This is a genomic window from Deltaproteobacteria bacterium, assembly GCA_016183235.1.
Classification (GTDB): Bacteria; UBA10199; UBA10199; order DSSB01; family JACPFA01; genus JACPFA01.
Window position 1 is genome coordinate 21,026 of record JACPFA010000010.1, and the last position, 23,933, is coordinate 44,958.

Genomic DNA, 23,933 nt, shown 5'->3' on the forward strand with positions numbered 1-23,933 from the left:
TTCACCCTGCTGGGTTCGCAATGACAGATGAGCATCGTAGGGCGAACGGTGCGCGTTTGAAAACAAGGATAGGCCCTACCTACTTTTCAAAAAGACGTGACTCGATTTGCAGATGAAATGGAAGATTGCCACGCTCGCCAACGAGGCTCGCTCGCAATGACATGGAACCCTGCTGGGCTCTGAATGACATTAGAAGTTAGCTCGCAATGACATCTATTAGAGGAATTTAATTTCTATCACTTCGTATTCTTTAACACCCTTCGCACTCTTGAACACAATTGCGTCCCCCACGGTTTTTCCAATTAAAGATTTGCTCAAAGGCGCATCCACAGAAATTTTGCCGACTTTTAAATCAGATTCATGCTTACCCACAATCTGATAAGTAACGGTTTCTTCTATTTCGAGTTCTAATAAAGTAACGGTAGCGCCAAAAACGACTTTGTCTGATTTGAGGGTCTGCGGATCAATCACCACGGCACGAGCAATGGCGTCTTCTAAAAATTGAATCTGGGCTGCGATATGCCCTTGGCGATCTTTAGCCGCATGATACTCGGCATTCTCGCGCAAATCACCATGGGCACGAGCAATCTCGATGTCTTTTACATTCTTTAACCGCTCGACAAATCTGTAACGTTTCAATTCTTCTTTTAGTTTTTTTAACCCCTCTGGGGTCATGGGTTCTTGCGCCATATTAAAATAACAATCTATATTGCTGCATTTTTTCTTCAGCTTGATCTTTAGATTGAAAATTCTTCCAACTGGTTTCAACCAATTTTCGGGTTACTTTATCTCTTCCCAAATACGCCACTTCGCCATGCTTCACCCCATAATCATAAACTAACTTGGTCACTTTTACATCGTTGAGGCAATAAGCCTTCAACTTTTCCAATTCGCCTTGGCGATAATATTGAATAGCATCTAGGCCATGGCCGGTTTTACCAACCCCTAAGGTAGCTTGGGCCACACTATCTAAGCCCACTCGAAAACCCAACACCTTATTTATTTCTTCTAACAAATCTAAAGAAGGTAATTTTGATACATCAAGGCTCAAATAAGGCTGCAACACCGGCAAATCAAATTTGTTAGAATTATAACCAATGATCAATTGAGCATCAATGATGGCATTTTCAAACTGGTTTAATTCCGATTCCAGCAAGCATTCATAACGATCCCGTTGATAAGAATAATAACCCAACACACTTACCCCCAATAAACCATAGTTATTACCCCCCACTTCATCAAAGGTACGCTTGGTTTCTAAGTCAAAAACTAAAACATCACCATCAGTTTCCATGAGAAATTCTCCCTTCCAGCGCATCAATCCAGGCTATAGAACAAGCACTAAAATTTTCGATCCACTCTAAAGCGCCCGACAACTGAGGCTTATCATAACTTGTGGTTAGAGCCACCGCCGGCATTTGTGCGCCCAAGGCTGCTTGCAAACCCCAAGGTGAATCTTCAAAAACCAAACATTCTTGAGTCAAAACCACTTCGCTCGCCGGCACATGATCACGGTTTAAAAGCCTCAACGCCGTCAGATACCCTTCGGGGTTAGGCTTGCCAAGCCTTACATCAAGGGCGGCCACAATCACATTAACCAAGTCACTAATGCCCGCTTGAGCAAGCCCAATATCAATTTCAGAACGCAAGGCACCTGAAACAATCCCAATATAGTAGTGATCGGACAAGGCACGAATAAACTCAATCACCCCTGGCACAAAATGCAGCCCTTGCTCAATCTCTTGCCTAAAAGCCTGCTCTTTTTTTCTAGCCAGTTCAAGGACCGTTTGAGTGTCAACCTTCTTTCTTTGGTCTTTAAAAATGGCTTGCAAACAAGCCATGTCGTCATAACCTAAGTAACGTTGGTAATAATCTTCTTCAGTTAACGAAATCCCTTCTTCCTTTAAAATTTTTTGAAACACTTTACAATGAAGCGGTTCATTATCAACAATCACTCCATCAAAATCAAAGAGAAAAGCCCGCAGCATATTAATCTTACCTCTAAAAATTTAAATTTCCAGGGACCTCTAAAAAGGGTCCAGATGCAAGGCGCCCGCAAAGACGCGACCGGAGCGTATATAGATATACGTGAGGATCGCGTCTTTGTGGGCAATCCTTCGCTTGCGCTCAGGACAGGCTTTGCAGATGGGCCCTTTTTAGAGGTCCCCTTCTTCTAAACGGAATAGTTCTTTTACCATGGCTAATACCTCTTCATCATCCGAATGTTCTTTAATCACCATCATTGGGTCATGCAACATTTTATGAACTAAACCATGAGTTACTTTTTCTAAAGTTTCTCTAAACGCTGCTTCATCTAGATGCTTGCTACTAACGAATTTGCTAAGTTCTTGTTGGCGAAAATTTTCCATCTTTTGGGTAAGGCTTGACAAAAGCGGTGCTGCATTGAGCTGTAGGGTTTCTCGTCTGAATTTAAAGGCCTCTTGTCGCACAATCTCTTCGGCAAGTTTAGCCTCTTGTTCACGTTTTTTACGATTCTCAACAATAATGTGACCCAAATCATCAATATTATAAAGGTAAACATTTTCTAATTCATTAACCTCTGGCTCTACATTACGCGGCACAGCAACATCGACCACAAACAAAGATTTGCCGGCTCGCACCCGCATGGCTTTACTCACTTGAGTTTTGGTAAGTAAAAACTGATTTGCCTCGGTGCAAGTTAAGACAATCTCAACATCGGGGAGCCAACGGTCGAAGTTTTCGTAAGGAATCGCTTCGCCATTAAAGCATTGGGCAAGATCAACGGCCTTGGCATGAGTGCGATTGGTGACAAAGATTTTTTGAATACCGGCTTGAGCTAAATGCCGCAAAGTTAATTCGGCCATTTTGCCTGCCCCAATCATCAAAAGACCCACGGCATTAAGATCACCAAAGATTTGTTTGGCTAGCGTTGCCGCAGCAAAGCCAAAAGAAACGGGGTTTTTGGCCAACTCCGTATCGGTGCGCACTCGCTTGGCCGCATGAAAACTACGGTGAAAAAATTTATGCAAATGCCCTTTGGCCATTTGACATTGAGCGGCCTCTTGATAGGCGTGCTTAAACTGCCCTAAAATTTGCGGTTCGCCTACGATCATTGAGTCAAGGCTTGCCGCCACCCTAAAACCATGTTCGATGGCTGCTAAATCAACCAAATAATAAAGATAGGGGTTGAGTTCTTCTACACTAATTCTAAACCCTTCTGCAAAGGCAAGCCTCACCTTGTTTTCATAATCTACTGGAGCATCTGCCGTTCCATAAACTTCGACTCGATTGCATGTTGAAAGAATCGCTAATTCTTCAACCCCTGATTGAATTTTAAAATGACTCAAAAACAAGGGAATGTCTGATTTTGAAACCGCGAGCTTGCCTCGCACTTCAATGGGAGCTTTATGATGGTTCACTCCCAACACAAAATACTTCATGAGTGCCGCACTCCCACAAAAGTAAAAATAATGATGACAAATCCTAAACAGGAGAGCAGCATCCCACGGCGACCCCGCCACTTGGCTGAATAACGACCTTGTAAAAATAACCCATAAATGAGCCAGGCCCCAATGGTCCACAACTGGCGTGGGTCTTTATAAAAAATGACCCCCCGCACCGAATAGGCCCACATGGCACCTGTAATAATAGCCAAGGTTAGCAACAAAAACCCAGATGACATGGCTCGAGCATGGATAATATCCATGGTTTCTAATGAAGGTAGCCTGGTAAAGACGCTCAAAAACTTTTTATGTTTAATTTGAAATTCTTGCAGAAAAAATAAAATGGCCAAAATAAAACTCAATACAAAAACCGATAAACTCAAAAAACTTAAGACGATATGAATGCTGGCCCAAGGCGAAGTTAGTAAGATGCTAGGTGAGGGTTGAATTTTTAGATTAAAATACCCCAAAAAAAAGAAAATCGTAGCACCTGGAAAAACTAAAACTCCAACGGCTTTGAGTTTATATTTAAAATTGTAGATCAAATAAACCAGTGCCAACAACCAAGCACAGAGAATATAAACAAAAGAAGGATCGAAGCGATTCAATTCTTGCGTTTGATAGAGGTAGCCACCCAAGAAAAGGGTATGCAGAACCAAAACCGCGGTGGTTAAATGACGAGTGTATTTTAAAATAGTTTCATTTTCAAAGACCAAATAAAGTAAATACCCAAGCGACACAACCAAATATAAAATAAGGATAATATTGAAAAAATAGAGTTCCATAAGATTTTTTTACTCCGGTTAGTCCCTTGACAGCTCCATAATTTAAACTTACATAAAAAGAAAGGCTAAACCTAAACTAACGGGTAATGTCTTAGTCTTGCAGGGAGAGTGCTTGGGTTGTTGAGGAAGCCATCGCGGAAGCGGCGGGGCCCCCATGCGGGCTAGCCGGCATGGAAAGCCGAGGCCCGCCTCTGGGCGGGAACGCGGAAGGATTCCGTGCCGGCTAGCCCCATGAGGGTCGCCGCTGGAGCGCGGCTGACGAAATAACCCAAGTGCTCTCCCTGCAAGACTAAGGCATTACGAATTAAAGGAGCTTTCATGGCCAGTGCTAACATTAAAGTTGCTACCGACAATAACTTTGAAGCAGAGGTTTTAAAATCCGCCGAGCCTGTGCTCATCGACTTTTGGGCCGAATGGTGCCAACCCTGCCGCGCCATTGCACCTATCCTCGATCAAATTGCCGATGAAAAAGTGGGTAAACTCAAAGTTTATAAAATGAATGTCGACGAAAACTATGCCACCCCGGCCAAGTTTGGGGTACGCAGCATTCCCACCCTCCTCTTAGTTAAAGGTGGGAAAGTCGTGGAAACGCATGTTGGTTCAGCCTCAAAACAAGCGCTCGACGACTTTGTCAATCGCGTCTTGGCTTAAAATACATGCCTCTTCATATGAATGCTAAAGGCTAATCCCATGGCGATTGAGAAGGTGAGCACTGACGAACCCCCGTAACTTAAGAGGGGCAACGGCACTCCGGTTAAGGGGAGCAAACCCAGCACGCCACCTAAATTAATGATGATATGCCAAAAGAAGAGGCTCACGACTCCAAGCAGGATGAGTGCGCCAAAGCGCTCTTTGGCGTGCGCACTGGCTGACAACAACATCCACAACAGCATGGCATATAAAGATAAAAGGGTTAAACCACCTACAAAACCCCATTCTTCTGCCAAAACTGAAAAAACAAAATCGGTGTGGCGTTCAGGTAAATAGGCTAATTTATTCAAATGCCCCTTACGATAGCCCTTGCCAAAAATTTTACCGGATCCCACCGCTATTTTGGATTGCAACAAATGATAGCCTTTTCCTTTAGGATCTTGTTCTGGGTTTAAAAAAGTTAAGATACGAGCGCGTTGATAATTTTTGAGAAAAAATTTATACCCTACCCCCCCTGCAATCAAAGCCATGCCAATCAGAAGTAACAAAATTTTGCGCTGCACGCCTACCATGGCAAAATAAGTACCGCCGATACTCAAGAAAAATAAGGCATTGCCAATATCACCCACACCTAAGATAAGCACGAACGGGAGCAACATCAGTAACAATGGAATTTTGATTTCACGCCAGCTATAAAATTTTGCGTGGGCTTCGCGCTTGAAAAATTTAGCCAACACAAAAATTAACCCAAGCTTTGCAAACTCAGCGGGTTGCAGCCGCAAGCCTCCCACTACCAACCAATTTTGTTGACCCGAAAAACTTTTTCCAAAAATAAGCACCAACACCAAAAGCACTAAAGTCACCCCATAAACCGGGTAGGCCACCGCCTCAAAATAACGATAGTCGGTCCACACCAAAAGAAAAGTAACTAAAGCCCCCAACCCTAACCAGATTAATTGAGAATAAAAGTAGCCAGCCACGGCCCCGGCTTGATGTGAAGTGGCGCTGTACAGGTTCAGCAATCCGATCAAAATCAAAACCAGCCAAATGGCTAACATCGGCCAATGAAAGTTGAAAAAATTTTTTCGTGCGTCTTTAGGGTGCCAAATCATAAAAAGTCTCTAATACTGCTTTTGCAATGGGTGCTGCCACCGCACCCCCATGCCCACCATGTTCCACCACAATGGCTAATGCGATTTTAGGATGCTCGACTGGGCTAAAGGCCACAAACCAAGCATGATCTTCGGTTAATAATTTTTTACCACCCCCTGGCAAACTTTGTAAAATCGACACTTGCGCCGTGCCTGTCTTACCCGCTACCTGCATACCCTTAATTTTTGCCCGCCCGCCCGTGCCTTGCCCTTCTTCTACAACTCCCAATAAATCTTGAACTATCGTATGTAAATCTTGTTCACTCAATGGCCATGAAATTTTTTCACGGGGTAATTTTTGCCCAAGACTAAGCTGAGGGTGGATTTTATAACCACCATTGGCCACCTCCGCCATCATTAAAGCGGCTTGCAGGGGAGTTAGCAAAACGTCCCCTTGCCCAATGGCAAAACCAAGATTATCGCTGGGGCTCCAAGGCTGTTTACGTGTTTTCAGCTTCCAGGTTGGATCGGGAATAAGGCCTGCACGTTCGACAGTCCCAAACACACCGGTCTTTTCCCCCAACCCCAGCAATCGTGCATAACGGGCCAAAACTTCTCCGCCCAGGCTTAATCCCAATTTGTAAAAATAAACATCGCAAGACGAAACTAAAGCACGGTGCAAATCCACTTGGCCGTGGCCTGACTTTTTCCAACAGCCCCAACGCCGCCCGCCAAACTCTAAATAACCTGGGCAATAAATTTTGTCAGATGGTTTAATTTTTTTCTCGGCTAACCCAGCTAGACTCGTCAAAATTTTAAAAACAGAGCCTGGTGGATAGGCCCCTTGCACCGCTCGATTAAGCAATAGATGGTTAGGGTCCTCACTTAAACGTTTCCATAAATCCGGTTCAATTTTACCGTTGAGTTGATCGGAGGCATAAGCCGGTGAACTGACTAATGCCAAAATTTCACCGGTCTGCGGATCTATGGCCACCAAAGCTCCGCGCTTGCCTTTGAATTGTTCATAAGCTGTTTTTTGTAAGCGACTATCGATGGTTAAATAAAGATCTTCCCCCGTCTGGGGCAGGCTACTCGTTAACATCTCTTCGAGCCCTAAGCCAGGGGCAACAATCTCTCGCCCTTTGGCATCAACAATAATTTCTTTGTGCCCATTCAGCCCCCGCAAGCTAGGATCAAAAAGCAATTCTACCCCCGCTACTCCAACCAGATCACCAGCGCTTAAAGGTGCCCCCGCTTGAGTTTGATTTTTTAATAGGGCACGGCGACTGACTTCACGAACATAACCCAGCACATGCCCAAAAGCTTCCCCCCCTATTGCGTTACGCCGATGCCCTTCGCTTAACTCAATGCCGGCCAAGGAGTAATCCCCACTTTCTTCAAACTGCAATTCGCTTAAGCGGCTTTTGATCGCTAAAATTTTTTCATAGCCAAGATGGGTAGCTAAAACGATCGGCTCAAAAAGTGGGGAACCGGCTGAACGCTGCAGCATTGAACTTATTGTTTCGGGGTCAACTTCTAAAAGATAAGCTAGCGTATGAATCGTGGCGGCTTTGGATTCGATGCGTGAAGGATGCAAGATTAACCGGTAGTCACGTTCGTTGCTCACCAATAACTGACCACGACGATCAAAGATCCGGCCCCGAGGGGCCTTGATGTCGATCCAATGAAAGGCATTGCGTTGGGCGAACTGCGCATATTGATTGCCTTGGACAACTTGCAAATAAAATAATCGCACCAGCAAAATTGAAAACAAACTCAAAATAAGTAAAGAAAAAACTAAATTGGATTTTTTCATTTCTTTAATCCAAAAGGGTTCCGGGATTTGCGGCGCCGCTGCGGTTTCTGCCAATTGAGTTCATCCATGGGTGATGTTCGCAAACGCCGTACATATTGGCCGATAAAATACTCTAGTTTAGGCAACAGATACCAAAACAACCCATACACTAAACTAGAAAAAAAGAGAGTGCCTAATCCATAAACTCTATTTAAAAAACCCCACTTCAATAATAAAAAAAGATTTAAGTGAAACAACGCCAAAGCCAATGTTTTTTCACGGCGATGGCCACGCAACAAGAAAAAGATACCCGCATAAATCACGACTAAAACCAACAACCCATTAACAAAGCCTCCTGTTAACGGCGACCAGAGGATAGCTTGCACACCTATCAACACCCCTGCCGATACCCACGGCAAACGAAACAAGACCAACCCCGCATACACCGCAAAAAAATCCACCGAATCCCAAGAACTAACCTGCCCCCAGACAAGAAAACCCACTCCCAATAAAAAATAAAAAAACTCCCGCATCATTAAACTCTTCTAATTGTTTTATTACTTGGTCGCCCCTGATAGCCGCCGCCTCTCTGTTTGCAAAGCCATCGCGGAAGCGGCGGGGCCCCCATGCGGGCTAGCCGGCATGGACTTTCTGTCATTGCGAGCCCAACGGGCGCGGCAATCCCACCGGTTAGACAGAAGGGATTGCTTCACCCCGCTGGGTTCGCAATGACAGAGGGGCCCCATCGTGGACCCTGTCCTGAGACGCATGCGTTGTAGCGCCGGCTTTGCAAACACAGAGGCTGCTGCTTCAGGGGCGACTATTGACTACTAAAACTTCCCGAACTTCATCTTTATCAACCCACGGTAAAATTTCAATTTCCTGGGATGAATCTAATTTTCTAATTCCAACGCGTTGAATTTTCCCCACAGGAATGCCTGCACGAAAAAATGGGTCTAGCCCGGTGGTAATTAAAATGTCACCTTCTTGTGGCAAAATTTCTTGGGAAAGTTTGTCTAAGCTAAGCAATTTTGATTTTCCAGAAACCATGCCCCGAACTTTTTTGCCTTCTACCCATACTTCAAGCACGCTTTGCGGGTCTTGAATCGACAGCACTTTGGCCTGATGGGGAAGCACCTTGACCACCCTGCCAACCAAGCCCTCTGGGGTCAGCACATTAGCATTGATTTGCACGCCATCGTTTGACCCAACGTTGATCCATAAAATTTGAAACGAATGAGTGGGATCACCCGCAATCACTCGGGCGGCCAAAGATTTTTCGGGGTATTGTTCACGCAAAGATAAGAGGGATTTTAAACGCAAGTTTTCGCCCTGCAAAACTTTTAACTCAGCGGATAACCTTGATCGTTCTTCTTCCGAAAGGGGTTTTTGTTTTTTAGACAAAACATTTGATTTTATAAACCCTGATATTTTGGTTAATTGCGATGATAAAATTAAGGTAATACTTTCAATTTTTTGTGGGGCCACCCAACCCGCCACCAACCAAAAAACCGCAAGCGTACCCAGACTTACTAAAATAAATTTTAAACGTCTTTTCATGAGGTGGGACGAGTGACACCACGTAATTTATCGAGGTTATCTAAAGCCATCCCTGTACCCATCACTACGGCAGTCAATGGGTCTTCGGCAATGGTAACGGGCAAGCCCGTTTCTTCTCGCAACAAGACATCGAGCCTCTTTAACAAAGCACCCCCGCCACTCACCACAATGCCTCGATCTACTATATCAGCAGCCAACTCAGGGGGCGTTTTTTCTAAAGTGTTTTTGACAGCCTCAACAATGGCATGCACCGGCTCCGCAATGGCTTCGTAAATTTCGTTGGAGTTGACCTCTAAGGTGCGAGGGATGCCCCCCACCAGGTCACGCCCTTTAATCTCCATGGTTTTAATTTCACCATTGGGATAGGCACAACCTAAGGTGATCTTGATATTTTCGGCGGTTCTTGCCCCAATAAAAAGGTTATATTTGCGTTTGATGTATTGAATGATGGCTTCATCCATTTGGTCGCCTGCAACCCGCACCGATTTTGAATAAACAATGCCCGCAAGGCTAATCACCGCCACTTCGGTGGTACCACCGCCAATATCCACAATAATATTACCGGTGGGCTCCGAAACCGGCAACCCTGCCCCAATGGCCGCAGCCATGGGTTCTTCGATCAGCAACACTTCCCTGGCACCGGCAGATTCTGCCGATTCTTTCACCGCCCGTCGCTCAACTTCGGTAATACCCGAAGGCACGCAGATCATAATCCGCGGGCTCACCAAGGTACGACGATTATGCACTTTACGAATAAAATAGCGCAACATGGCCTCGGTAATTTCAAAATCAGCAATGACCCCGTCTTTGAGCGGCCGGATGGCCTCAATGCTAGCGGGCGTCCGCCCAATCATGTCTTTGGCATCTCGCCCCACCGCCACTACCCGTTTTAAACCCCGGCTATCTTTTTGCACCGCCACTACCGAGGGCTCTGCACAAACAATCCCTTTGCCTTTAACATAAACCAAGGTATTGGCTGTGCCTAAGTCGATGGCCAAATCTTTCGAAAAAAATCCTAAAATGGAATCCAGAATCATCGAACCCCTCCGAATTTTCTATTGGAAATGCCGTCAAAAAATTGTAACTAAGCTAGCACTATCGCCAAAAACGAATCAATCATAAAAGGAACCTATGTTAGATTTTATTCGCAACAAAGCTCAAAAGTCTGTTTTGAAGTTCGTCATTGTACTCATCATTTTACCTTTTGTCTTTATTTTTGGGGGCTACTTTAGTTCTAGTAGTCGTTTGCAAATCTCCGGTAATGAGTCCCCGGTAGTCATGGTGAATGGCGAACCCATCCCCTACGGAACCTATCAAACCCTCTTAGATGCCCAATTAAAACGCTTTAGTGGCTTAAACAAAGAGAAAATCCCTCCTGAACTTAGCAAAATTGTCCAACACCAAACCTTACAAGCCTTGATCCAAGAATTGCTTTGGTCGCAATTAGCCGATCAGATTGGGATTAAAATTTCAGAAGTTGAATTAGAAAAGACCATCCGCGAAGACCCCAACTTCAAAGTCGATGGTAAATTTAATAGCGATTTTTATCTTAACCGGATTCGCCCCTTTTTTGAAGAAAACTATGGGCAAAATTATGAAGTGAAACTCAATCAAGAACTCAAAGGCGCTAAGGTCAAAGAACTCATGCAACGCATCTTGCCCTTTACCAACCTAGAAACTGCCGACCAATTTCTTTTGAATTACACCGAACTCAATTTAGAATATGTACGGGTGCCAAAAAATCTCAATGAAACTCAAAGTGAACGCTCCCCTAATGCCGCTAGTTTAACCAAAGAAACAATTGCGACTTGGCAAAAAGGTGCTTTGAATAAAGCCTGGCTCAAGAAAAATTCCTTAACTGAAATTACCACGGGGTTAAAACCACTAAAATCCATCATCAATTTATTTCCAGAATCCACCGAAACCTTGCTCGCTTGTGTGTTAAAAGAATCTAACGGTTTATGCCCAGAACCCATTGATACTAAAAATCATTATCTAGTGGTTAAACTTATCGAATACAAAAAGCCTGAGCCAAAACTTTTAGAAGAAAAAAAGAACTCCATACGCGAACAAGGCAAGCTTAACAAAGCCCACCTCATTCTTTCCAACTATTTACAACAAATGCAAAAAGAGGCCAAAATCAAAAGTGCCATTGACCTCCCATAATCCCTTGCTACAAACCTTATTCAAAGCCGGCGGCAAAGTGTATGCCGTGGGTGGATCGGTGCGCGACGAGTTGCTGGCGCGCCCCACCAAAGACCAAGATCTTTTAGTTTCCCAAATCCCCATGGAAAGGCTTTGCCAAATCTTAGCAAAGTTTGGGCATGTTAAGATGGTGGGCAAAAGTTTTGGCGTTTTGAAATTTAAGCCTCATGATGCTGAGCTTACTCTCGATATTGCCTTGCCGCGCAAAGAACAATCCACCGGAACCGGTCACCGTGATTTTGAGGTAGAATTTGACCCTTTTCTTCCCGTTGAACAAGATTTAGGCCGGCGTGATTTTACCATCAATGCGATCGCTAAAGATTTGGCCTCTGGCACCTACATTGACCCTTTCCATGGCAAGATTGATCTGGCCAATAAAACTCTTAAGGTAGTTTTTCTGCAGGCCTTTGAAGAAGACCCTCTGCGCTTACTTCGTGCCGTTCAATTTACGGCCCGTTTAAATCTTACGATCGAACCCCAAACTCTTGCCCTCATGAAAAAAAATGCTGGGCTTATTAAAACCGTTTCTCCTGAGCGCATCTTGGAAGAATTAAGAAAATTATTCAGCGCCGAAAGGCCTTCGGTGGGTTTTGACCTCATGCGCGAGGTTGGGCTTTTATCTATTTTATTCCCCGAAGTTGAACGCATGATTGGAGTGATGCAACCTGCCCGTCATGGTGGCGATGTTTACACTCATACCATGCGGGTGCTCGATGCGGCGCGCGGCAGTGCCGACCTTGAAACCCCAGGCGATTTAGAAGTGATGTTTGCTGCCCTCTTTCATGACCTTGGCAAACCCTACACTCGAGCCGAAGATCCCAAAACCAAAAAAGTCACTTTTTACGGGCATCAAATTGTCTCAAGCCGCTTAGCCCGCAAATGGATACAACGTTACCCTATTGAGATGTTGGGGGTTAATCCGCAAAATATTTTAAACCTGGTTTTTAATCACATGTTTGAAACCAAGAGTTTTTACGGCGAAAGGGCCATTCGTCGGTTTATTCGAAAAATTGGCCAAGATCTTATTTTTAAACTCATTGACCTCAGAATTGCCGACAAAAAAGGTGGCGGTTTTCCCCATACGGTGCGTGGGGTTTTTAAATTAAGAAATATTGTTAAAGAAGAATTGGCTAAAAAACCCCCGTTTAGCCCCAAAGACCTGGCGATTAATGGGCATCACCTCATGGAATTGGGCTTTCCCGAAGGCCCAACCCTAGGCAAAATTTTGAAAGATATGGTTGACCATGTCTTGGCTGACCCTGAAAATAATACTTTAGATTATTTAAAAAACTTTGCTTTAACAAAATATTCACATTTGCTTGCTACAGCAGGTTAACTTTTTACTAGGTGTCATCCCGCACTTGATGCGGGATCCAGTATCGATCTAAGTTTTGTAAATGCTAGATTCCTGCCGGAGTTTACCCCTGCGTAGGCAGGGGCAGGAATGACAATGTAATTCATTGTAGCCAGCCTACGGCTAAACATGATAATTAACAAATTATGTTTAAACCAAGCCCCGAAAAACAAGCGGTTAAATTAATTAAAAACGGTCGCGCTTATTTAAAGAAAAAGAAATATCGTCAAGCCGTCAAAGAATTCCAACAAGCGCTAGCCCTCGTGGGCCCTAACCGAGAGGTTTATGCCCTCATGGTTGAGGCCTTAAACCAGTACAACCAAGAATGGGGGCAAGAAGAATTTGCCCTCTCGCTTGACTGCACTATGAAACTCCAAGAATTAGATAATCCTGCCATTCAATTGCTTCACCAAACCCTTACCCCCGAATACCAAGAAATTTATCGTTTGGCCGAAAGACTTTTTTTAGCCCCTGAAGAAACCCGCGAGCAAAGCCTTTTGGCAGAGATCTTAGTAAAAAAAGAGCAAGCGGTGTTACCCTTGGCTAATTTTATTTTGTCACTAAAGAAAATAGCAACTCCTTGAAAAGGTACTATGAAAGTTTATGCGCTGACGGGAAACATCGCTTCCGGCAAAAGCACGGTGGCTCGCTATTTTAAGTCTTTTGGTATTCCGGTGATCGATGCCGATGGTGTGGTGCATCAACTTTATCGCAAAGGGGCTAAACTTTATACCACCCTGGTTGAAAAATTTGGCCCGGTGATTTTAAATCGCAATCGCCAAATCAATCGCAAAAAATTAGCGGGGATTGTTTTTCATTCCCCTCAAAAACGCCGCTGGCTTGAGTCGGTCACCCATCCCTTGGTCATGCAAACTATTAACCAACGTCTTAAAAAACTATCCCAAACCCCGCGCCCTTTTGCGGTGGTAGAGGCAGCCCTTATGCTAGAAAGTGGTTATCATCAATTTTTTGATGGTCTTATTTTGGTGCACGTTGACCCCAAAACTCAAATGACTCGTTTGATGAATCGCAGCCAGTTGAAAAGCCGTGAGGCCCGCCAATATATGAAAGCTCAATGGCCCCTGAAAAAGAAACTTACGTTTGCCAATTATTTAATTGATAATTCAGGAAGTTTTAAACAAACCAAACTTACCGTGGCACAATTAGTCAAAACTCTTAAAGGTGAAGATTAGCAAAGGAACCTCTAAAAAGGGCCCAGATGCAAGGCGCCCGCAAAGACGCGACCGGAGCGTATATGGAAATACGTGAGGATCGCGGCTTTGCGGGCAACGCGGCAGATGGGTCGTTTTTAGAGGTTCCTTAGGGTAATTTTAAAATCACCAAAGAGGTTGGTATAAGTCTTAGGCAAGCTTAGCTCATGACGATCGAGAACAAAAATCCCAACGATGTCGTCGGTATAGTCGCCGGGTCGCAGCAAACCTTGTTTCACCAATTTATGGTGACCTGCACCCCCTAATTGGTCATCACCTTCCACCACCACCAACATCAGTTTTTCTTCTTGGTTCCATTGCCAAAGGCGAAACCCTTGATAAGTCACAGCCTGGTGAGGGCTGTGATAGTTGGTATCGCCCCATTCACAAAGGGAATAACCCCACTTAGCTGAACTTTGAAAGGCCCCTGGCAAAAAACCATGGGAGAGATCTCGGGTGGCAACCTTTAAAGCAGGATCGCCTTGGGGAAAATAAGGGTCGAGGTTATGAAAGAGCTGTTGATAGGGCCCCCATTGTTCTCCCTGCCCATAAGCCTTAGCTAATAATACCGCTAATTCTTTTCGCAAATCACGATAAGCCAAAGAATGCCGATCCATGGTTTGTAACTGACGTTCTATTTTCCGCTTGTGCATTAACAAAGGTTGCAATTGATCGGTTAGTTTCTGCCAATGCTCGTTGTAGGGAAAAACATAATAATGAAGATTAGAATAAAAACCCCCCTCTTCTTCATAAACAACCTTGCCATCGCTAGGGTCACCCGCGACTGCAATCGACTTATCTTCATAATCAAATTCAAGCTCAATTTTTTGTAGAACGAGCGATTCAAGCCCTTTGCTCATGTTATAGCCTGAGGCCTGATAAACAACTTCACCATTCTGCATGGTTACTTGCGGGCAAATTTTAGGTAAGGATGACAACTGGTTGGGTAAAGGGTTTGATTCATGGTTAGTTACAACCTGTTCAGGAATTTCAAAAATTTTTTCTTTGGGAATTGATTTTAAATCTAATCGAAGCTTTCCACCTAGTTTGCCCGCAATTAAAATTGTTGGATGTTCGGCAAAAGATTTGGCCAAAATCGAATAAACCCCATCACTCTGATGAGCCAACTCCAGGTTGTTGGAAATTTGAACCAACTTAGCCCCTAGCGGCAAGCGAAGGTTCCAATTTAAATTCGCTGCCTTGTGCTCTGCATGGCTGGAATCACTCGATAATTCCAAGGGTTGATACATATCACTAGTGGGAAGAAAGCTTTGCGCCTGAACACCTTTTGAATATAAAAACACACTCAACAACCCAAAACCCATGAGACCATAAATAAAACCCTTCTTCATAAACCCATTTTATAGTGGTATTTTAGATTTAAACAAGCATTAATGGACAGCGATTAACACATTGAGTCTTTGGCCGCACTATGGCTTCCCCCAATTTCCACCTTAAAAGTTCCATTTATATGAGTCTGTGCGCCTTTTTCTTTTGCATCATGGCAGCTTTGGTCAAAGCCACTTCTCGCAGCATTCCCCTCTTTGAAATCATCTTTTTTCGCGGGCTGCTTTCAACTTTATTTTTGATCCCCCTTTGCTTGCATTTTAAACTACCACTACGAGGCAATAATCAACGTTTGTTGGTCATGAGAGGCCTTTTTGGTTTTACGGCATTGATTTTTAATTTCTTTGCCTTAAGCAAAATCAGTTTGGTCAATGAATCCGTGTTAAGGCAAACCACGCCCATTTTTGTGATTCTGTTATCGCTCATTATTTTTAAAGAACGCTTTTTCCCCTCTTTATTAATTTTTATTTTAATCGCCGTTTTTGGAATTATCTTGATTCTAAAACCCCAAAATAATTTTGTTAATTGGGGTTCACTTTCTGCCATTTTTGGGGCGTTCTTAGCCGCTTGCGCCTATCTTAGCATTAGGCAGCTTCACTCCAGCGAAGAAACTCCGATCATCTCACTTTATTTTTCATTAGTTTCCGCCTTAGCCGCACTACCTTTTCTGCTTTGGCACTGGGAAACCCCAGACTTAAAATCGACTTTGAGTTTACTGGGCATCGGAATCAGTGGCACGCTTGGGCAATTAACCCTCACTCATGCCTATAAATATTCTGAAGCTAGCTGGGTTACCCCTTTTACCTACCTACAAGTTCCCTTTAGCTTGGTCTTAGGTATTTTATTTTTTAAAGAAGTGCCTGATTTATTATCTTTTGGCGGTCTCATCTTAACCATGGCTAGCTGTTTAATTTTAGTGATCATTAAAACCCGTATGGAGAAAAAAGACCTTGTCCCCCTTACCTGAAGTTACCGTTGCCGCAGCCATTATTTGGAAAAACAAAAAGGTGTTGGTGAGCTTGCGCAAAAGTCACCAACATTTGGGGGGGGATTGGGAATTCCCGGGTGGAAAACCGTTGCCTGGTGAAAGCTTAGAAGCATGTGTTAAACGAGAAGTGAAAGAAGAAATCGGCATTGAAATCAAAATCAAAAAACTCTTTTCTCAAACCGAGTTTGAATACCCGGAAAAAAAGGTAAACCTTTTCTTTTTCGAATGCTCCTATTTATCAGGAGAAGCTCAAAACTTAGAAGTCGAACAAGTTTTATGGGCCACCCTCGCCCAGTTAAAAACCCTCAACCTAGCCCCCGCCAACCAATCCACTTTAGACCAGTTGTTTCACGTGCATAAAAACCAACTTTTGTGAAACCCCGTTCCACAAACCGTCTATTTTATGGACGCAATGTCTTGTTATCGAACTGCTCTTAATAAATTGCCGCATCTAAAAAGTTTTAGTGAAGTCGGCAGAGGCTTCCAGGGGTCCGTGTCGCCCAGGGGTTACGGCCCCTGGGCGCACTCAAAGTCTCGGCTTTCACGACTATATAGCCATAGAGGTGAAAGCTGGAGTTTACCCTGAGCAAAGCGACAGGGACAAACCCCTTCCAGCCTCAGCCGACTTCACTAAAACTTTTCACATCTCTTCAAATATTTACAGAAAGTCTTTTCGGGGTGGGTAGAGGTAATTTGAGAGCCTGTAGCGCAGGAAGGAGGCCGTAGGAGGGCTATAAAAATTCTATTGTTTTTGTGAGTTGGAGGACGACAGAGGAGTACTCCAACTCACAAAAAACAAAGAATTTTTTAGCCCGAGTAGGCCGACTGGGCGCGGGCTCTCAAATTACCTCTACCCACCCCGAAAAGACGTGACTTTATTTGCAGAATAAAAAGGAAGATTGCCACGCTCGGTATCATGGGTCCCCCGGTCAAGCCGGGGGATGACAGAAGCAGCTCGCAATGACAGTGGGCCTGCTGGGTTCAGAATGATATGATGGCATCAATTGTGCACTGGAAAGATGGCAGGAGGTTTTTATGAATGTGCTTGCTTCGCAAGATCGGAAACAAGAAACTGAAATTTTAGAAAAAAAGATCCAGGAAAAACGAAAAAAATTATTACTGGATTTTGAAGAAAACCTGCATTTAGGCTTAAATCACCAGATTCGTTGGATCCAAAAATACTATGAATTAATGGAGCGGTGTTGAAACTTCCGTAAGAAAACCAAGGTTAGAAATCCCAATAGCCATGCACTTGCCCCCCATGGGGCGTTAGCATGGCTATTGAGTTGGCAGCCAAGACTAAAATTAATATCGATGGCACCCGGATCACTGGGGTCATCAGGGCTTTCTGTTTCTTCAGAGGCCAAGAAATTGACCTCTGCCTCTGATGTGCTAATGTCATCGGTAATGGTTAGTCTAACCACATAGTCCCCATTAGTATCTGGTTCCAAGTAGGCAATGGCTTGATCAGCACTCTCAATACTTGCCGCACTACCTTCGGGCTTGCTTACTAAACTCCATTCATAAGCTAAATCCACCGTGGTGCTAAAAGAGGTTGAATTAGAGGCATCTAGCTTGATTTTTTGTTTGAGGGGAACTTTAGGCCTGCCATTTTGAGAATCGAAATCATTGCCTTGTTCTGTTGTATGCTTGAACGAAACGGTAGGTGGCAATGTGGTACCTGGAACTTTGGCTTCAATCCTTACGTAGTCAACCGAACTGCTGGTATAAGCATCGTGCACCGTAAGCCCTGCCGTATAAACTCCTGCGGTGGTGGGCACAAAACTAAAGCTGTTGGAACTACTGCGGCTACTCACTTGGGTGGTATCGCCATTGGGGTCAGCCAAAGTCCAAGAAAAAGTAACCGTATCCCCATCGTCATCGGTTGCTGAACCGTTCACCTGTACCGTCGCGCCTACTGCGACCGTCCTATCACTCCCCGCACTGGCCACAGGCGCGTGGTTCGATAAACTAGGGTCCCCCTCCAAAATAGAACCCCATAAGCTAAGGGTCTTGCCGCTCACGGTTTTATTGGTTAAGGAACTAAGCTCTCGCCCCCCATTTAAAATCAAATCTTTAATTTCGCGATGAGTTTTCCCCGGATAAATCGCCCACAGCATCGCTGCAACACCCGACACATGCGGGGTGGCCATCGATGTCCCACTCATATACGCATAGCGACTGCTTGGATAAGTACTATAAATCCAAACCCCGGGCGCACCCACATCCACAGAGTAATATCCATAATTCGAAAAATAGGCTATCGATTCATCATAACTAATCGCCGCAACAGAAATAACATTATTGTAAGAATAAGAAGAAGGATAATGGGGATAATAATCGGTATTATAAGCATCATTCCCAGATGCTGCTATAACCAGCATGCCACCACTATCCGCTCTAGAAATAGCCCAAGCCAGACTCGAAGAATAACCATAGCCCCCCCAACTGTTACTGGTAATTTTAGCCCCTTTGTTTCGGGCGTAATCAAGGGCAAGCACGGCATCATAGTAGCTGCCATAACCACCTGCTGATAAAAATTTCAAAGCCATGATTTTGGTTTTCCACGCCACGCCCACTACCCCAATGCCGTTATTTCCAACTGCTGCAATGGTTCCCGACACGTGGGTGCCATGGCCATGATCGTCATAAGGGTCACCATCATAATTCCAAAAGTCATACCCATAATAATCATCGATATAACCGTTGCCATCATCATCCAAATCATTGTCGGGAATTTCACCCGAATTTGTCCACATGTTGGCAGCCAAGTCAGGATGAGTATAGTCAACACCCGTATCAATGACGGCCACAATAACATCATCACTACCGGTGCTAACTTCCCAAGCTTCCTCGGCCAAAATATCATTCCCTGAAACGCCGCTAAACTGGCCCGTATTATTAATCCCCCAAAGATAGCTGTAATAAGGATCGTTAGGTGTTCTTTCAAGGCGAATGACATAATTGGGTTCAGCGGTTAATACCCCGGGCGCTTCCTCCAAATTTTTCAAAGTATCTTCTATCTTCTCTCCTGAATAATCTTCCATGAGAAGGGTTTTACCATCTACACTTGAGTTCACGGGATACAAGGAATGGTCTTCAATGGCTTGATCAATCATGTCGTTGGTTGCTTTGGGGGCAAAACGCACGAGTATTTCATTACAAAAATATTCTTCATTTTTAGTTTCACAGGTCCGTCCCCACACGCTGGAAGGAAAACAAAATACCAATAGCAGCAAGACAGCTAGTACTTCCCTAAGCACACGCATATTCCCCCCATAAGTGCCCATCTATTGGAAATAGAGCAAATTATGTACCATCTTTTGTAATTTTAATCGTATGATTTGATTGGGGTTTTAAGTGACATTTTTTCCAGGCTGGGTGATTTTTTACCTAGGCTCCATCATGTTGGTAGAAACCAAAATTGCTCTTTGGCCACGGCCCAAAAGAGTTCAATTTTCGTACTCATCGACCGATTTTCAATCATTCAATTTCTTAAAAATCTTAAAAATATAAATTATTTCAATAAGATAAAGTTAGGCACGAGTCCTGCAATCTCTTGGTTGTCATCAAACTTATACCAGGAGGTTTTTATGTCCAATGCAGCTCAAGTTCCCAATGCAACAACTTACAACAATTTGGTCTATTATACCCAGTGGCGGGTAGCAGCTAACTCACCGCATACCCATTGTTCTGCACCAGCCATGCAAGACCCATCTCAAATTCAACAGGCCTATTATCTCCTAACCCAGGGGCAGACCTACGCGCAGCCACCTGTAGCTGCCAATGAAACCGCACGGCTGTGGGGGGACCCACACGCTGAAGGTGGGGATGGTGATAAATTTGACTTCATGGGAGAGGCTGGCAAAACTTACAATATTTTTAATGATTCAGGTATCAACTTGAATGGTAAGTTCGAAGCCGTGGGCAGCAATGGCGCCACCGTGGTAGGTGAAACCGGCTTAACCTTAGGCAGCGGCAACCAACAAAGTTTTATCACAGTAAGTAGCAGGCCCACGGGGCAAGTGATGATCAATGGAGTGGCCGTACCCCCGGGTAGCCATGTGATGCTGCCGGATGGTTCTAGTCTCGAAGTTTCTCCGGATGGGAAGACCGTCACGATCCACAGCCCTCATGAAGGTTACACGATTACACAAAAAATCGTGAAAGAAGGCGCAGACGGCGAACTAGAGGTCAGGGTTCAATCGGGCGCCAATGGTGTGGCAAGCGATGGCCAGATGCCGGGCGGCCTGTTGGGCGAAACCTTTGACGCTGACAAGCTTGCCAAAACCAGCACCGATAAAAATGGCGCAGGCGCACTCAAGTATTCGCCCAATTATTACGAAGTGCCCAATGGTTTGTTTGGCAAGGCAGAGGTGGTGAAATTGCTCGACCAAGAACGCGAGCAAGATCGGCTTTTTCAACTGATGATGACGGCACTAGCCAGTGGCAATGTCACCATGGCCATGATGATCTACGCCCATCTCGAAACTAAAACGGCCAATCAACTCACAAAAACTCTGGTTGGCAAACTACAATCGCTGCAGGCCCAAAAGAAAGAACTTATCACTAAGATTCAAAATGCACCCAATGGAGAAGAAGGTACTAAACAACTCCAAGCCCTCAATCAAGAAGTGGGAACGGTTAACGATGACATCAGTATGTTGCAATCGTTCATGAAAGAAGTGGTGCAAAATAAAAATCAAGCCGTTGAATTTGCCAGCAACTTTACCTCGGCAGAACACCAAACCACCATGTCTGTCATTAGATCCATGCGTGGTTAAATACAAATAGTCGGTTTTGTCAGAGACCCCCCTCACTGACAAAGCCGGCGCTCCAGCGGCGACCTTCATGGGGCCAGAGGGCATGGAAGCCTTCCGCGTTCCCGCCCAGAGGCGGGCCGCGGCTTTCCATGCCCTCTGGCCCGCATGAAGGGCCCGCCGCTTCCGCGATGGCTTTGTCAGTGAGGGGGGTCTCTGACAAAACCGACCAACTACTACTAGACGGAGGCTGATAAACATGTTAGCCGACTGCCTCCTACTAAGAGAGGTTATCTATGGCTCGTGTGACTGTTGAGGATTGTTTAAGAAATGTTGAAAATCGGTTTGCCCTCTGTCATTTAGCGATTCGGAGGGTTAAGCAACTCGATAAAGGTGCCCATCGTTTAGTGGATAGCAAAAACAAAAATGTTGTTACCTCGCTCCGTGAAATAGCTGGTAATCGAGTTCGGGTGGTAAAAGAAACTTTACCCGACGTTCGGGAATAATCTAAAGGGGACCTCTAAAAAGGGCCCAGATGCAAGGCGCCCGCAAAGCCGCGATCCTCACGTATTTCCATATACGCTCCGGTCGCGTCTTTGCGGGCGCCTTGCATCTGGGCCCTTTTTAGAGGTCCCCCCAAATCCAAGTTATTAGAGGTTCCCTAAAAACTATAATGCAATTGTAACTCTGGGATGAATTCAACAAGCCCTTTGCCCTGCGCGCCATAGTTACTGGTGTCTAAAAAGTTGGGGGTATTAACCCGCACTTTTCCACCGCTGTGCAAAGAAAGATCTCTTACTTGAAAAGAGACTGGGTAAAGCAGCAAAGAAATTCCCATGCCTAAACCCCAAGGGTCTTGCTCATTGCCAAAAAATAGCACTGGCACTTCTAAGCCTACTCCAACCTCAGGAATATAAGCCCCAACTCCATAAGCTAAAGTGGCCTCCCAAGACATTGCCCATTCAACGGGTACCGCGTCGTAACGTAGCCCTAAAGTGACCCCTATCCCACCATTAAACATCAAGCCTTCTCTTTTGGGATTTGCCAATTGTAAAAACAACTCGAGCTGATGAATGCCGGCTAGACTATAACCATAGCCCAATCCCACTTGCAAATCACGATCGAGCAGACCTGTGATTTCTCGCTGAAGAAAATCATAGAGAGCTTGAGTATTGTATTCCCAAAAATCCGTTCTTAAACGACGAAATCGAATCCCATCATTAAAACCAAAATTAGTCATCCCAATGGTCTTGCCAATCTGAACATTAATCTGGGTTAAACCCACCACATCGGGAAGAACCTGCGGTTTTAATAAAACAGACTTTCCCGACTCAACTTCTTCCCATCCCGGAAACACGTCTTGCAAAAAATTCAAGGTGCCGCCCCGTAAACTACCGGTTTTGGCGTCAATTAATGCGGTCTTTTCTTGGGCCAATTGATTGCCATGGGCTAAATAAGAAACCGAGAAGGTCACGCGTTTGTTTTTATTACATTGATAAACATCGGTCTGGTCGGCTTTAAAAAGATAATAGTGAGTATCACCAAAAACATGCTGCAACTCACCCTTTTGATCTAAGATCAAATAAGCACTTTCTGAATCGGCTTGATGAGAATAACCCCGCGCTGGCCTACGCGTCACTTCCTCGCCGTATTTACCCTGGGGAGGAAGGCTGCGCACATAAAGCGGGGTATAAATAAAAATTCTGTCTTCCAAATGTAGGGGATGCACACGCACCGACCCGTGCAGATAAGATTGGGCATGTTTTTTGATCCACTCCGTGTCATTAATAATTTTATCATCGAAAACTAACTCTGCCCCTGGGAAATCAAGCGCCATCACAATTGCCAACCGTTGTTTTTCTTCTTGCGTTATGCTTGCATCGTTAAACTTACGAACAAAAGGATAAAAGAGCCCTTGCAATTGGGGGTGAGACAAAAGATTTTTTAACAAGTTGGAATCGGATAAATTTATTTGGATAAATTTCGAACCCGGCTTATATGCAGGATCAATCAAATTCACTAGAAGATCTTGAAACTTGGCCGGGATATTCCCAACGGGAATTTTTAATTGGGAATGGGCTGAAAAAAATTGGAAAGAGGTTGGAAAGTCATCGTCTTGGCGCAAAATAAATTCAGGCACCCACTGATTTAACAAACCCAAAGACAAATGAGTAATATCTAAATCACCATTGCGCGACACAAAGGCTTCACGCACATAGGCTTCAGGGTGCTGGGCTAAAGCACTAAGCGTTTCTCCGACCCCTCGAAGCTTCGCATTGGGGAAAAGGCTTGCCCATTCTTGAACCTGCATGAGCCTCCCCGTTTTTTGCCACACTTCATCAATTAATTTAGGTTCAAGAGTGGTTCGCTCGGGGTCAAAACGTAATGGCACCTTTGAAAAATCAACTTTTGCTACATCAACCTCGCTTTGAAAACAACGACCGACTAAATCAGCACCATCTTGTGGGGTTAAGGCTCCGTTTGGTTTTCCCCACTGATAAAATTGAGCGGCTACCCATTGCCAATAAGTTGAATGCTGAAACCCCGGAACTTTGAGATAATAATCAATGAAGTGAATAAGCTCTGCCTGTTGCAAAACCCCATCAGCGTTACCTAAGCCCTGATCTAAACGAAAGGCCCATTCCTTAAAGGTTGAAAGCTCAACCGCAGGGCAAGTATTTGATAGATTATTGAGTTCTAGATAGCGGACGACCAAAGGCTACCCCTAAAATAAAATAAACAACCCCGTCTCGAATAAGAT

The 23,933-nt window shown here is 44.6% G+C and carries 23 protein-coding genes; 10 read left to right on the forward strand and 13 right to left on the reverse strand.

The annotated features are described in order from the left end of the window. Positions 1-216 precede the first annotated feature (216 nt). The 5 genes from greA to ccsA form a co-directional block, all read right to left on the reverse strand. Positions 217-690, reverse strand: coding sequence for a transcription elongation factor GreA (gene greA, locus HYU97_01720; protein ID MBI2335464.1), 474 nt, complete (start codon positions 688-690; stop codon positions 217-219). A 1-nt stretch (position 691) separates the two neighbouring features. After that, complete coding sequence (locus tag HYU97_01725; GenBank protein ID MBI2335465.1) at positions 692-1,294, reverse strand: ribonuclease H-like domain-containing protein; 603 nt, start codon at positions 1,292-1,294, stop codon at positions 692-694. Next, positions 1,284-1,988 carry an HAD family phosphatase gene (locus tag HYU97_01730; GenBank protein MBI2335466.1) on the reverse strand — a complete coding sequence of 235 codons (705 nt, stop codon included), beginning with the start codon at positions 1,986-1,988 and terminating at the stop codon, positions 1,284-1,286. The genes HYU97_01725 and HYU97_01730 overlap by 11 nt, the downstream gene beginning before the upstream one ends. A 168-nt stretch (positions 1,989-2,156) precedes the next feature. Then, positions 2,157-3,422: a glutamyl-tRNA reductase gene (locus HYU97_01735; protein MBI2335467.1), complete on the reverse strand. Its 1,266-nt coding sequence runs from the start codon at positions 3,420-3,422 to the stop codon at positions 2,157-2,159. Then, complete coding sequence (gene ccsA / locus HYU97_01740) at positions 3,419-4,210, reverse strand: cytochrome c biogenesis protein CcsA (GenBank protein MBI2335468.1); 792 nt, start codon at positions 4,208-4,210, stop codon at positions 3,419-3,421. The genes HYU97_01735 and ccsA overlap by 4 nt, the downstream gene beginning before the upstream one ends. A 318-nt stretch (positions 4,211-4,528) precedes the next feature. On the opposite strand from ccsA, the gene trxA reads away from it, so the two are divergent. Next, positions 4,529-4,861 (forward strand): thioredoxin, encoded by a 333-nt coding sequence (trxA, locus tag HYU97_01745; GenBank protein ID MBI2335469.1) that lies wholly within the window; start codon positions 4,529-4,531, stop codon positions 4,859-4,861. On the opposite strand, the gene rodA is transcribed toward trxA, so the two are convergent. From rodA to HYU97_01770, 5 genes are all read right to left on the reverse strand, one after another. Then, positions 4,858-5,973, reverse strand: coding sequence for a rod shape-determining protein RodA (gene rodA / locus HYU97_01750; GenBank protein MBI2335470.1), 1,116 nt, complete (start codon positions 5,971-5,973; stop codon positions 4,858-4,860). The two genes, trxA and rodA, sit on opposite strands and share 4 nt — an antisense overlap. Then, entirely contained in the window at positions 5,957-7,768 is a 1,812-nt protein-coding gene (gene mrdA, locus HYU97_01755; GenBank protein ID MBI2335471.1) for a penicillin-binding protein 2, read from the reverse strand. The genes rodA and mrdA overlap by 17 nt, the downstream gene beginning before the upstream one ends. Continuing rightward, a complete protein-coding gene (locus HYU97_01760; GenBank protein MBI2335472.1) occupies positions 7,765-8,280 on the reverse strand; it encodes a hypothetical protein in 516 nt (171 codons plus the stop codon). Before HYU97_01760 ends, mrdA begins: the two co-directional genes overlap by 4 nt. A 277-nt stretch (positions 8,281-8,557) precedes the next feature. Continuing rightward, complete coding sequence (mreC, locus tag HYU97_01765) at positions 8,558-9,307, reverse strand: rod shape-determining protein MreC (protein MBI2335473.1); 750 nt, start codon at positions 9,305-9,307, stop codon at positions 8,558-8,560. Continuing rightward, the gene (locus HYU97_01770) at positions 9,304-10,344 is read right to left on the reverse strand and encodes a rod shape-determining protein (protein ID MBI2335474.1); all 1,041 of its coding nucleotides are present in this window, start codon (positions 10,342-10,344) and stop codon (positions 9,304-9,306) included. The genes mreC and HYU97_01770 overlap by 4 nt, the downstream gene beginning before the upstream one ends. Before the next feature lie 94 nt (positions 10,345-10,438). Here HYU97_01770 and HYU97_01775 point away from each other — a divergent pair, with 94 nt between their 5' ends. The 4 genes from HYU97_01775 (at position 10,439) to HYU97_01790 (ending at position 14,059) form a co-directional block, all read left to right on the forward strand. Beyond that, positions 10,439-11,473, forward strand: a complete 1,035-nt coding sequence (locus HYU97_01775; protein ID MBI2335475.1) for a SurA N-terminal domain-containing protein — start codon at positions 10,439-10,441, stop codon at positions 11,471-11,473. Next, a complete protein-coding gene (locus HYU97_01780; GenBank protein MBI2335476.1) occupies positions 11,454-12,848 on the forward strand; it encodes an HD domain-containing protein in 1,395 nt (464 codons plus the stop codon). The genes HYU97_01775 and HYU97_01780 overlap by 20 nt, the downstream gene beginning before the upstream one ends. A gap of 164 nt (positions 12,849-13,012) precedes the next feature. Beyond that, positions 13,013-13,450 (forward strand): hypothetical protein, encoded by a 438-nt coding sequence (locus tag HYU97_01785; GenBank protein MBI2335477.1) that lies wholly within the window; start codon positions 13,013-13,015, stop codon positions 13,448-13,450. Between the two features lie 9 nt (positions 13,451-13,459). After that, complete coding sequence (locus HYU97_01790; protein MBI2335478.1) at positions 13,460-14,059, forward strand: dephospho-CoA kinase; 600 nt, start codon at positions 13,460-13,462, stop codon at positions 14,057-14,059. A 116-nt stretch (positions 14,060-14,175) separates the two neighbouring features. Here the strand turns inward: HYU97_01790 and HYU97_01795 are convergent, their stop codons facing one another. Beyond that, on the reverse strand, positions 14,176-15,429 hold the full coding sequence (locus HYU97_01795) for a hypothetical protein (protein MBI2335479.1): 1,254 nt from the start codon (positions 15,427-15,429) through the stop codon (positions 14,176-14,178). A gap of 149 nt (positions 15,430-15,578) precedes the next feature. Here HYU97_01795 and HYU97_01800 point away from each other — a divergent pair, with 149 nt between their 5' ends. From HYU97_01800 to HYU97_01810, 3 genes are all read left to right on the forward strand, one after another. Further along, on the forward strand, positions 15,579-16,391 hold the full coding sequence (locus tag HYU97_01800) for a DMT family transporter (protein MBI2335480.1): 813 nt from the start codon (positions 15,579-15,581) through the stop codon (positions 16,389-16,391). Then, positions 16,375-16,788 carry an 8-oxo-dGTP diphosphatase MutT gene (mutT, locus tag HYU97_01805; GenBank protein ID MBI2335481.1) on the forward strand — a complete coding sequence of 138 codons (414 nt, stop codon included), beginning with the start codon at positions 16,375-16,377 and terminating at the stop codon, positions 16,786-16,788. The genes HYU97_01800 and mutT overlap by 17 nt, the downstream gene beginning before the upstream one ends. 659 nt (positions 16,789-17,447) lie before the next feature. Continuing rightward, the gene (locus tag HYU97_01810) at positions 17,448-17,618 is read left to right on the forward strand and encodes a hypothetical protein (protein ID MBI2335482.1); all 171 of its coding nucleotides are present in this window, start codon (positions 17,448-17,450) and stop codon (positions 17,616-17,618) included. Here the strand turns inward: HYU97_01810 and HYU97_01815 are convergent. Then, positions 17,594-19,681, reverse strand: a complete 2,088-nt coding sequence (locus tag HYU97_01815) for a S8 family serine peptidase (GenBank protein ID MBI2335483.1) — start codon at positions 19,679-19,681, stop codon at positions 17,594-17,596. The genes HYU97_01810 and HYU97_01815 overlap by 25 nt on opposite strands. A gap of 324 nt (positions 19,682-20,005) precedes the next feature. On the opposite strand from HYU97_01815, the gene HYU97_01820 reads away from it, so the two are divergent. Together HYU97_01820 and HYU97_01825 are read left to right on the forward strand one after the other, a co-directional pair. Next, on the forward strand, positions 20,006-21,196 hold the full coding sequence (locus tag HYU97_01820; protein ID MBI2335484.1) for a hypothetical protein: 1,191 nt from the start codon (positions 20,006-20,008) through the stop codon (positions 21,194-21,196). A gap of 272 nt (positions 21,197-21,468) precedes the next feature. Further along, positions 21,469-21,678, forward strand: a complete 210-nt coding sequence (locus tag HYU97_01825; GenBank protein MBI2335485.1) for a DNA-directed RNA polymerase subunit omega — start codon at positions 21,469-21,471, stop codon at positions 21,676-21,678. Positions 21,679-21,833: 155 nt separating this feature from the next. Here the strand turns inward: HYU97_01825 and HYU97_01830 are convergent, their stop codons facing one another. Then, positions 21,834-23,888, reverse strand: a complete 2,055-nt coding sequence (locus tag HYU97_01830) for a hypothetical protein (GenBank protein ID MBI2335486.1) — start codon at positions 23,886-23,888, stop codon at positions 21,834-21,836. Positions 23,889-23,933 lie beyond the last annotated feature (45 nt).